Annotated in this window: 9 protein-coding genes; 1 reads left to right on the forward strand and 8 read right to left on the reverse strand. The window is 59.7% G+C overall.

Going from position 1 to position 9,365, the window contains the following annotated elements; genetic code table 11:
- Window positions 1–174: 174 nt before the first annotated feature.
- The 6 genes from ACEZHJ_RS11650 to ACEZHJ_RS11675 form a co-directional block, all read right to left on the reverse strand.
- On the reverse strand, window positions 175–1,452 hold the full coding sequence (locus ACEZHJ_RS11650) for an MFS transporter (protein WP_018718517.1): 1,278 nt from the start codon (window positions 1,450–1,452) through the stop codon (window positions 175–177).
- A 461-nt stretch (window positions 1,453–1,913) separates the two neighbouring features.
- Entirely contained in the window at window positions 1,914–2,135 is a 222-nt protein-coding gene (locus ACEZHJ_RS11655) for a GDCCVxC domain-containing (seleno)protein (protein ID WP_026321131.1), read from the reverse strand.
- 379 nt (window positions 2,136–2,514) lie between these two features.
- The gene (locus tag ACEZHJ_RS11660; protein WP_018718519.1) at window positions 2,515–3,000 is read right to left on the reverse strand and encodes a hypothetical protein; all 486 of its coding nucleotides are present in this window, start codon (window positions 2,998–3,000) and stop codon (window positions 2,515–2,517) included.
- A 184-nt stretch (window positions 3,001–3,184) separates the two neighbouring features.
- Window positions 3,185–3,514 carry a DHCW motif cupin fold protein gene (locus tag ACEZHJ_RS11665; RefSeq protein ID WP_018718520.1) on the reverse strand — a complete coding sequence of 110 codons (330 nt, stop codon included), beginning with the start codon at window positions 3,512–3,514 and terminating at the stop codon, window positions 3,185–3,187.
- 108 nt (window positions 3,515–3,622) lie between these two features.
- On the reverse strand, window positions 3,623–6,244 hold the full coding sequence (locus ACEZHJ_RS11670) for an AAA family ATPase (RefSeq protein ID WP_163139957.1): 2,622 nt from the start codon (window positions 6,242–6,244) through the stop codon (window positions 3,623–3,625).
- Between the two features lie 103 nt (window positions 6,245–6,347).
- Window positions 6,348–6,875, reverse strand: coding sequence for a hypothetical protein (locus ACEZHJ_RS11675; protein WP_163139959.1), 528 nt, complete (start codon window positions 6,873–6,875; stop codon window positions 6,348–6,350).
- Between the two features lie 404 nt (window positions 6,876–7,279).
- Here ACEZHJ_RS11675 and ACEZHJ_RS11680 point away from each other — a divergent pair, with 404 nt between their 5' ends.
- Entirely contained in the window at window positions 7,280–8,254 is a 975-nt protein-coding gene (locus tag ACEZHJ_RS11680; protein WP_375036519.1) for an IS481 family transposase, read from the forward strand.
- Here the strand turns inward: ACEZHJ_RS11680 and ACEZHJ_RS11685 are convergent.
- Together ACEZHJ_RS11685 and ACEZHJ_RS11690 are read right to left on the reverse strand one after the other, a co-directional pair.
- Complete coding sequence (locus ACEZHJ_RS11685) at window positions 8,214–9,026, reverse strand: IS3 family transposase (RefSeq protein WP_375036520.1); 813 nt, start codon at window positions 9,024–9,026, stop codon at window positions 8,214–8,216. The two genes, ACEZHJ_RS11680 and ACEZHJ_RS11685, sit on opposite strands and share 41 nt — an antisense overlap.
- Window positions 9,023–9,307: a transposase gene (locus ACEZHJ_RS11690; RefSeq protein ID WP_163143699.1), complete on the reverse strand. Its 285-nt coding sequence runs from the start codon at window positions 9,305–9,307 to the stop codon at window positions 9,023–9,025. Before ACEZHJ_RS11690 ends, ACEZHJ_RS11685 begins: the two co-directional genes overlap by 4 nt.
- Between the last annotated feature and the right edge of the window lie 58 nt (window positions 9,308–9,365).

The raw sequence follows: 9,365 nt of genomic DNA on the forward strand, positions 1-9,365 counted from the left end.
TGCATGCCGTCACATCGGAATTAAGTAGTGACCTACCGAAGGAAAGTCGGGGGTCGGTTCCCGGATTTCAACACCCGTGCGGCACCTGATTGCCCAACCAGGCGCACGTCGTCACTCCGCTCCGGCTGGCGCACTCGCCACGTGGCTGCGTTCGGGCCAGGAGCGCCGCGCGGCCTAGGGCCGATCGGCCTCCTCCGTAGCGGGCTCCGGCGTCTCGCCATCCACGTCCTGGACTTGGTGATCGAACGCCGCCTGGAGGCCGGTTTCCTCCTCGGCCTCCTCTTCCGCCCCGTGCTCGATGTAGCGCGGATACAGCGGCGACAGGATCGCCACCAGGATGCCGATCGAGGAGAACACGGCGAACGCATCGGCGTAGCCGAGCGCGTTCACCAGCACGCCGACCACGGGCGAGCCCGTGGCCTGCCCGAGCGAGACGGCCATGAATGGCAGGACCGGCCCCATCGACAGCCGGCCCGGCAACAGCCGGATGCCCGTCATCAGGTACAGCCCGGTCAGGCTCATGTAGGCCAGGCCGAAGACCAGCGCGGAGAAGGCGGTAATCGCCAGCCGGCCGGGACTGGCCGCGAGCAACGCCAGGCTCGCGGAGAGCATCATCAGCATGAGCGCCTGGGTGATGGGCGGGTTGTTGCGATCGGCCAGGTCCGCCACCACCGCGCCCCCGAGCCCCGCGATGCCGACGGCGAGCCACAGCCAGCCGGTCGTCCCGGGCGGCAAGGCACCGAGGGTGACCACCAGATCCGGCGCGAAGATCCAGTACGCGGAGGAGACGAAGCCCATCGCGAAGGAAAACAGCGAGAGCCTGAACAGACGCGCCCACTGCAGGGCAGTGATCGGCGGCGGCGCCGCGGCCGCGGTAATCGCCGCCGTCGCCCGCGACACCGAGGGGATGAAGTACCAGGCGGCCACGATCCCGATAGCCGCCAGGATGGCAAACGACACGTACGCGAAACGCCAGGCCGTGGCCAGGAACAGGACCGCCGGCACGGCAACCGCCACACCGATGCTCGTCCCCGCGTTCATCACCGAACTCACGCGCCCATGCAGCGAGCGCTTAACCAGCACCTGCATGGCGGCCGTGAGTGCCGGCATCATCAGCCCCGTGCAGATGCCGCAGGCGAACACCCCCACACCGAGGGACTGCGCGCCGGACGCTTGACTGATGACCGCCAGACCGCCGGCGCCGAACGCACCGGAGAGCACGGCCGTGTTGCGGGCGCCCAGGCGATCCGCGGCCCACGGGGCAACCAGCGTGGCCAGCACGAAGCTGATGAGCGGCAGCGCACCGATGATGCCGATCACGTACGGCGTCAGCTCCAGATCGGCACGGATGGGCGGCACGAAAAGCCCGAAGGCGAAGCGCGCCAGCCCGTAACTGATCGCAATCAGCGCCGCACCCAGCAGCGCAAACCCCGTGCTCGTGGGATACTTCATGTCACCTCCGCCGGACCGATATCGACAACACCGCCCCGGTCCGGTCCCATGCAGAGCCCCGGGCATGCGCGCGCCACCGGTTCGTGACCCCAGTACGCATTCGCCTTGGCCACCGTGCGACCCTCCCATGACAGACACGGACGCGGGAGGCACACAACGTCCATCCGATTGAACCTCAAAGCAAATCGTTCTGGTCTATGGGGCGGAACCAGCAGATGCCCGGTAGTCCTGCGGCCTACCGCCCGGAGCGCATTCGCCCACAAACGACGCCCGACCCTCACGGCGTCTCACACTGACCGCCCCTTTGCCGTGGCGGGAGAAGGAAGCGCGCACCAACGCCCCCCTGTCACCCGAACTCCATCCGCGGGCGTTTCGCGCTCGACGCGTAACCCTGGGCCTCTCTTCCGCCGTCCAGCGGGCCGAATTCCTGCCGCACGCGGCGCCGGTCCTGACGCGGCGTGTCACTCGCCCGGGGTACAGCACCCGGAGCCTTCCTGAACCGGCGGACACGCCACCGACCCGAATGAGCAGAACACGCAGCAGTCACCGGGCTTCGGCTTGAGCAGCGCGCCGCAGGACTCACACTCGTAGAAATAGGTGCAGGCGTCCGTCGGCATTGTTTCCGTCTTACGGTGACCACATTCCGGACACGTGATAACCGACTGCAGAATGACTTCGACCATTTCTCCCTCCCGGTACCGGCGCCACGGTGCCAGCCTCGGCACCTGACACTGTCCAACAAGGTATCCTCTTAACCTCCCAAGCGGACACATCAGGCAGTATGCGTGGACGATCCCGTTGAACCGCACGCACGCCTCGCCGAGCAGATCGAGGAAGCTCGCGAAACTCTGATCATCCAGATAGATCGGATCACGGCGGTTGCCGCGAGAGAAGACGTGATAGATCGCGCCCGCGTACTCAAGGCACAGCGGCCTTGCCATGGCTTACCTCCCTGTAGCCAGACCAACGGAACCTTCCTGTACCGTGCCTTACACCAGCTGATCAGCCTTCCCACCGCCATGTCTCGGCATGTTAGAGCTGGCCCCGAGCTCAACGTACCGATCAGAACGCGCCGCCTCGTTTCTCCCGCAAAACCGCATAGCCCATACCGACCAAGCCGGCATTACGGATCGCCGTGCCGACGGCCTGCAGGATGTCCGGCACCGGAACCACCGCCAGCACGAGGTTCACGAGCAGGCCGATACCGAACAGCAGGACCGCCGCCGCGGGCAGGCCCTTCCCCCTGAGCGCCGAATTGGCGAAAAGCAGCCCGCCGACCACCATCAGCGCACCATGAACCGTGTAGAGCGGTCCTAGCTGCCCCCAGAGCGACTCGTAGTCCGGCACACCCGCGCTCAGGGCGTACAGCGTCGTGTGAGCGAAATACGTAAAGGCGATCCCGTAGAGCACCGCCCCGATCAATGCACCGGCGCCAAGCGCCTCGGCCCGCACGGCATAGACCCCGAGCAGCAACCACGGCATCGGCAGGAACGCGACATAGTTCAGCCAGAGCTGCGCCGTCGAGAAACCATCCTGGTACCATTCCATCACGTCGGTGAGGGAGTGGAGCGCCGGTGCGGCAACTGCGGCACTCCCGAAAAGCAGTCGTAGTGCATACGATGAACTCAAGGGCATGGTGTTCGGGGAGCGCCTTAACGCTCGCTATCACCGGTGACAAGGTCGCGGCGACGCAAAGGCTTCGGCCTCCGGTGAACGGTCTGGCCATGAGTGTTCAGTCGACGATGAATAGCCTGGCGCCCCGCTCAGTTGATGAGCGGTGAAGCTCCGCATTATCCGCGACCTGATAGCTCGAACCGGGAGTGAGCGTGAAGCACCGGCCGTCTTCCAGCTCAGTCTGAAGCTCACCTTCCAGACAAAGAAGTATGTGCCCCTTCGCGCACCAGTGATCCGCCAGATAGCCCGGGCTGTACTCCACCATCCGCACCCGGATATCCCCGAAGTGTCGGGTTCGCCAGTACGCCACGCCCCTCTCCCCGGCATGCTCGGTCTTCTCGACCTCAGACCAATCAGTAACCCCAAAAGGTAGATCTGTGATGTTCAAGATTGTCGCTCCTTAGGCATATAACGGCCGCCATAACCGGTGGACAAAAGCGTAGCAAGGCTACGCTTTTGTCCATCCGAGTTGATGGCATTGTTATGCATGCATCCCCTAAGCGGACCCTCGCGCAGCATTCCTTCGGGCTCTCACCGTCTCCACTAGTGCTCGAAGATCCGCAATATCTTGCTTTAGCTCGTCGGGCGTCGGCGGCGGTTCATCCTTAGCGGATGCAGGATCATGGGCTTCCACGATATCGTGGCATCTTTGGTTGAGCCGGAATAATTCATCCACTTCGGCTTGCCGAAGGCCCACTACTTTCGATAACCTTTTTACGTCGATATAATCCCTGAAACGCTGAACCGTGCCATTGAGCAAATGATCCTGGACCACGCGCTCTATCGTGGCTCGCAGAAGGCTATACTGCCGGGTAATCTCCCCAGCCAATTCCGCAGACGGCTCGGCCGGCCATGGCAACTTCTCAAAGTGTTTTTGCGCCTTTTCCAGTACATCGATGCGCTCCCCGACGCTCTGATGCGCCCAGGGCAACCCCGAACTGACGATGCCAGCGCTCGCGCCCACACGATCGAGACTAGTGATCGTCGGCTCGTGCAACGCACGGTCGCACTCCGTGCGCAACTGCTCCAAGAACACCACGTCATGCGTGAACACGATCACCTGCCGGGAGCTCGCTTCCCTCACCATTCGTTTTGCGACTTTTCCTCGCCTCTTATGATCCAATGAAGAGACGGGATCATCAAAAACAATCCCGCAGGAATGATCCGCCAACGCCAGCTCCGCAAAAAACGAACCTAGGGCAATGGCACGCTGTTCACCTTCACTCAAAATTTCCTCGATCTTGTTTGTCGTTGGAAGGTCGAGGAGCAGTTGATGGAGCATCCTTCCACGAGCGCTTCGCTCCTTGAGTTTCGTCTTGATATGTCCAATTCCCAATCTGTTGAATTCTTCATCAAGCGCTTTTCGAAGTTCCTCAGTTACTGCTACTGACGCCAACTCTTTCGATTTGTCGGAGATTGGACGGGTTTTTAGGCTTTGCCGACACTTCTCAAGGGCCGCTTTCCTTTTCATCCGTTCCAGCAAGTCGATCACGGCTTTCAAGCTCGTCGCTAGGCGTTGCCTCGCCGACAACTCAGCCAATTCCTCCTCAAGCTGTCGCCGCTTCTCTTCGTCCGCGGCCCTCCTTAGCTCCCGACACGACTTAAGCTGATGCGCGGCGAGTTGCCGTACGTAGACCCGCGGCGATTCGTTTAAGCCAGAAATATCGCTCCAGTCTGATTTCCCCAAGGAATCCAGCATCGAAGCTCTACGGGCCTCAAGCGAAGCTTCGAAGTCGGCGATTTTTGGGAGGATTTCGTCATCGAGTCCCTTTAACTCATCAGCGAGTGCTTCGTCGGGCGAAATTGACAGACTTGCGGCCTCGATTTTCGTTTTAGCCTCTTCGACTTTTCTGCGAGCGTTGTCCGCCGTCTTTGCGACGTCGTTCTCAATGTACTCGTGAAATCTCTTGAGGCGCTGATTAGCGGCATCCGGCAAATCTTCCTGACACAAAGGACAGACCTTCCCTTCGACATTTGCCGGAAACGCTTCACCCGGATATGCCACTTCCGTGAAGTAGCGTTTCGCCGAATCAAACAGACGTTTCCAAGTTTGGTCTCCCGTTCCCGGGAGCAATTCCTCACCGGCGCGCAATGCATCTGCTGCCTTCTTCTCGGCGGCCTCTGCGGCAGCTCTTTCTCCGTTGAGTCTTTCTAGCTTCTCAACTGCGTGGTCGCTGACCCAAACAAGAGGGCTGGACAGTTTTTCGGCATAGGCCTTCAAACGAATTGCCGAACGCCGAAACTCTTCGCCTTTGGCGAAGGGGTCCGCTTCCTTGAGAGCTACTTCGAGGTCGGCAATTCGTTTGATTTCTCCTTCTGTTAACGTTCCGAGAGAAGTTATCGCATCTACGTCTGATTTGGCGGAGAGGTTTTTAATTGTTTTCCCGACCTCTGTATCACCAACGAGATGCTTAAATGGGGTAGTATCGATGTCGATTCCGGCGAGTTCGGCGTCGAGCTTTTCCGAAATTTTCGGCACAACTTCTTTTGCAAGGTTTTCCAAAATATCTAGACCATAGGGGAGGTACGCGACATCTTGTTCCGCCGTTATATATGAGCGAGCGCACTTCGAATCGAATACCGATATCATGGACAGCCGATCTGGTGGTGTCGCTCCCCGAGACCATTCGACCTCTTCGACCCGGCCATATACTTCAACATCGAATTTCGCTGTCGGCTCTTTCCTTGCGACCGAAGGATCGTTTGCATTTGGATGAATTGGTTCGGACTGATCTCTGGCACGGCAGGCTCGTTTCATGACCCGTGCATAGCCGGATTTACCGGTCCCGTTCCCCCCGTAGACCACGGTCATCCCGGTCTGGGCGAATCCTAGGTTCTGATCGTTTGAGATCTGATTGACGTTATTCAGGTCACGCAACGATAAAAGGGTAACGGTCTCGCCGAGCGTGCGTTCGGCGGGAAGATGTTCATTTTCTAGTGGCACTGAGGTGACGGCACGATCGGTCTTTATGCCATGGTCCTTTTTCAGGAGCTCGTAGAGTTCGGAGTAGTCGACCTCACCTAATCCATTTTCCTTTTGAAGTAGGCGCCGGCACGCATCCCGCTGCCATGATGGACGCGATCGAGTCCATTTCAGAATCTCGTTCAGGATTCTCATCTACTTTCCCGCTTCCTCGGCACTTATTGCCCATTCCAAATACGTTCTTGCATAACGCCAGAGCGCACCGGCGCACTTTAGTGCGTCCGCGTGGCGCGACTTGTTATGCAAACCGAATGATCTCGAACTGATCTAGGAATATAAACGCAATAATCACTATAAAATATAAACCAAAGATCCATGGAAACGCCTTTGCCCTCGCGGCGAGCTTGAACCGGTGAATCTTAGTGGCCCAATTTGGCTTGTATTTTGGAGGCTCTAGAGCTTTGTTCTCTATCTCCCTCTGACGCTCCCTCCATGAATGTAAATTTTGGAATAGTTTGACACCGCCGAACTGCTCTGCAGCCTCTATCCCACGCAACTCCCATTCAAAATACTGGTTTTGCCCGGTGAAACGCTCAAGGCCCACAGCCATTTGAAATGAAGTAAATACCCCTATGACTCCGATAAACACCAGAAAGAAAGCAATCATAGTTTCGCCGCCATTAGAAAAAAACGCATTCAAAAGAAATACGCTGGCAGCAACGAAAATCGAACTAGCGGTTAGATAGGCTGAAAACAGGCTATGATAGGCAATCACTCCCGAAGACCATGTGGCCATTAAAGCCGTATACTGTTCGTCTTTATCCATTATAGTACCAAGCTCTCCAATCACCTTTTTTCCGCTAACGCTAACACAAGGAATCTGCGTTTCAGATACCCCCCTTTTTCGACCATTGTGACCAACCAAGGCGAGGCCAACCTCATCCAGTTAACGGTCTTTGACGACCTCCGCATAACGCTCAGCTTAACCGGCCGGCTTTGAAGCACCAGTGACCTTGCCCGGCTGAATTGGACACGTTCACGCGGCCAGTTTCCCGAAGGCGGCCGGTGATTGAAAGCCCAGCGCCGAATGCAGCCGACGCTGATTGTAGAACTGGAGGTAGTCATCGACATGGCTAATTGTAGGGTCTCGGATGATTGCATCTCGCCGAGGAGTTATCCTCTGTGGTTGGCCCGAGAGGTGCTGAGCACACTAGCCGAGGAGGCCCGGCGCTGAACATTCGACTGCACGCGAACGCCACGACGACCCCGAAGACCCGGGCGTATATTCAGGCCTCGACCAAGACCAGCCGGGAACTGGCCGAGGAGCTGGGGATCTCGATCAGCACGGTGCGCCACTGGCGCCGCCGGGACGATGTCCATGATCGCTCGCATACGCGCAAGAACCTGCTGAGTACGCTCTCCCCGGCGCAGGAGGCCATTGTCATTGAGCTGCGACGCACCTTGTTGCTGCCGCTCGATGACCTGCTCGCGGTGGTCCGGGAGTTCATCCACCCGCGGCTCAGCCGCGCGGCGCTGGACCGGTGCCTGCGTCGCAACGGTGTCTCCCGGCTGGCCGATCTCACGCCAGCCGAGTCCTCGCAGGAGATCAAATCCAAGCCCTTCAAGGCCTACGAGCCAGGCTATATCCATATCGACTACAAGTACCTGCCGCAGATGCCCGACGAGAGCCGGCGCCGGTACCTGTTCGTGGCCATCGACCGGGCCACGCGCTGGGTCTACGTTGAGCTCAAGGCCAACAAGTCCACTCGCTCGGCAACGGCCTTCCTCAAGGCCGTACGGGGCAAGGCGCCGTTCCGCATCCGCAAGCTGCTCACCGACAACGACAAGGCCTTCACCGATCGGCTTCAGGCCAAAGCTCGCCAGCCCAGCGGCGAGCACGTCTTCGACCGGCTCTGCGCCGAGGCGGGCATCGAGCATCGCCTCTCACCGGTGCGCCGGCCGCAGACCAACGGCATGGTCGAGCGCTTCAACGGGCGCATCAGCGAGGTCCTGGCCAGCCATCGCTTCGATTCCCGGCAGGACCTGGAAACCACGCTCAAGCGCTACTGCCACCTGTACAATCACCACATACCGCAGAAAGCGCTGCACCAGCGAACGCCGATACAGGCGCTGAAGGAATGGCAACAAAGCCACCCGCAACTATTCATTCGGCAGGTGCGCAATCATCCGGGACCTGACAGCTAATCAACGCGGACACGGATTGTTGTAGGTGGAACTCGGTGACGTCGGACTCGGCCTTCAGCGTGCCGAAAAACGACTCTACATGGGCGTTGTCGTAGCAGTACGCCCGACGGCTCATGCTCTGCGTCAGGCGATGGCGGTCCAACAGGGCCTTGAAGTCGTTGGCCGCGTATTCGATTCCCTGGTCAGAGTGGAACAGCGCCCCACGACGCGGGCGATGGTGTTGCAGGGCATGGGTGAGTGCCGCACAGGTCAGCTCTGCTGTGCGCTGCTGCGATGTGGCCCAGCCAAGGATCTGTCGGGTGTATTGGTCCATCACCACCGCGAGAAACAGCCAGCCGCGTTGTGTGTGGATATACGTGTAGTCACCGACCCAGACCTCGCCGCGACGCCTCGCCGGCCCCCGCTCCAACAACCGATTCGGCACCTGGTAGTGTGCCGCCCGTCCCGGGCGCGGCTTGAAGCGTTTGGCCTGACGGGCAACCAGGCCGTTCTCGCGCATCAGCCGTGCGACGCGATGGCGACCGCAGGGGTGGCCCATGGCATCCAATGCCTGTTTGATGCGGGGGCTGCCATAAATCCCACGATTGGCGAAGAACGCCTGGCGGATCGGCTTGAGCAACAGCGCATCTTCGATCGCGTGGACACTCGGCATCCGCCGCGCCCACTCGTAGAAGCTGCTGCGCGGCACACCCAGCGCGTCACACAGGCGCTTCACCGAGAAGCGCCCCCGCTGCTCGGCTATGAATCGGTATCTCCCGGTCGGCGTTGTCAGAAAAAACGCCGCGCTTCCTTGAGGATCTCGTTCTCCTCGTTGAGCTTACGGTTATCGCGCTCCAACTGCCGGATCTGCCGGCGCAGCTCCGCGGCTTCCGCGCCGCTGCCCTTGGAAGGCTTTGCCATGAGTCGACCCTCGCGGTATTCCTTCTTCCAGCGTGACAGCATGAACGGGTGGATGCCCAGCTGCGCAGCCACATCCTGGATCTGGATGTCCGGTTGCAGCGCCAGCTCAACGGCTTCAACCTTGAACATGTCGTCGTAGCGGCGGTATTTCATGGATCACCTCATCAATTGCAGAAACGAAGAGGTGTCCAATTCAGCCGGGCAAGGTCAC

The organism is Arhodomonas sp. KWT2 (assembly GCF_041949875.1).
GTDB lineage: Bacteria > Pseudomonadota > Gammaproteobacteria > Nitrococcales > Nitrococcaceae > Arhodomonas > Arhodomonas aquaeolei.

Bases quoted from the DNA above. Each gene is read 5' to 3' on its own strand.
- ACEZHJ_RS11650 (WP_018718517.1), bottom strand. From the start codon at position 1,452: ATGAAGTATCCCACGAGCACGGGGTTTGCGCTGCTGGGTGCGGCGCTG.
- ACEZHJ_RS11655 (WP_026321131.1), bottom strand. From the start codon at position 2,135: ATGGTCGAAGTCATTCTGCAGTCGGTTATCACGTGTCCGGAATGTGGT.
- ACEZHJ_RS11660 (WP_018718519.1), bottom strand. From the start codon at position 3,000: ATGGAATGGTACCAGGATGGTTTCTCGACGGCGCAGCTCTGGCTGAAC.
- ACEZHJ_RS11670 (WP_163139957.1), bottom strand. From the start codon at position 6,244: ATGAGAATCCTGAACGAGATTCTGAAATGGACTCGATCGCGTCCATCA.
- ACEZHJ_RS11675 (WP_163139959.1), bottom strand. From the start codon at position 6,875: ATGGATAAAGACGAACAGTATACGGCTTTAATGGCCACATGGTCTTCG.
- ACEZHJ_RS11690 (WP_163143699.1), bottom strand. From the start codon at position 9,307: ATGAAATACCGCCGCTACGACGACATGTTCAAGGTTGAAGCCGTTGAG.